This window comes from Xenorhabdus sp. PR6a (genome assembly GCF_028599065.1).
Lineage (GTDB): Bacteria > Pseudomonadota > Gammaproteobacteria > Enterobacterales > Enterobacteriaceae > Xenorhabdus > Xenorhabdus doucetiae.
Genome location: NZ_JAQRFJ010000184.1, coordinates 1 through 817, shown reverse-complemented (window position 1 = coordinate 817; position 817 = coordinate 1). Strand labels below are relative to the sequence as shown.

General features: G+C 45.4%; 1 protein-coding gene. It reads right to left on the bottom strand.

The genetic code is table 11. The annotated features are described in order from the left end of the window. Nucleotides 1-195 precede the first annotated feature (195 nt). Nucleotides 196-663, bottom strand: coding sequence for a lysis protein (locus tag PSI15_RS18220; RefSeq protein ID WP_273584756.1), 468 nt, complete (start codon nucleotides 661-663; stop codon nucleotides 196-198). Nucleotides 664-817: the final 154 nt, after the last annotated feature.

The window sequence follows — 817 nt, the reverse complement described above, 5'->3', positions numbered from 1 at the left end:
CATACGGGGAACATACAAATATTATCTACCAGAAACCTCTAACTCCTGATCTGACAAATTGAAATGCTCAACTATAATTGATGCGATTTCCTGTGTCGTTTTTTCAAGCCAAGGTTCCCCCATTACATCACGCAGTTTATCATCCGGATCATGCAATCAATTTCATCTTGGCTTAATTCACGATAGCCGGTGATTTTACGGTATTGGTTTTCCATCATTTCCCCTGCATTCAGTATTAACGTATTCCTGCAAATAGCTTAATTTTGCCCGGTCGTTGATGATGCCCTCTCGGATATCGAGAACAGTTGATCCAGTTTCTCCAGAGAGTTCGACGGAGGTTGCATCGCCCACGCTGCCGGAGGGAGAGGCTTCACGCACGGGGCAGTTGGCTTTGATACGCAGCTTGCGACGACCAGCGGCAACATCAGCCCGCAAAGTGTCGATTTCAGATTTGGCATTGGCGAGTTCCTGAGTGTGGGTCTTGTCCAGTTCAGCAAGGTGCTGGATGCGCTCTTGCCACTGATTTATAGCAATGACCTGTTTTAGATACTTATCGTTCAGCTCATCATAATCTTTGGCCTTTTCCTGATATTCACTGTAATAGAACCAAAGCAGACCAGCGACAATAACAAAAGCACCGCCGGTGACGTATTGGCTACTCATAGCATTTCAAATGCCCGTGTAAAAACATCATCTGAATAAGGTTGATGGCCGTTCTCCATCTGGATCATCGCCTTGACCAGTGCAATCATTGTTTCCTGATGGTTAACATTGATCACTGTATCACTGGCAATACCGGTTGTTCGGCTCACATAAT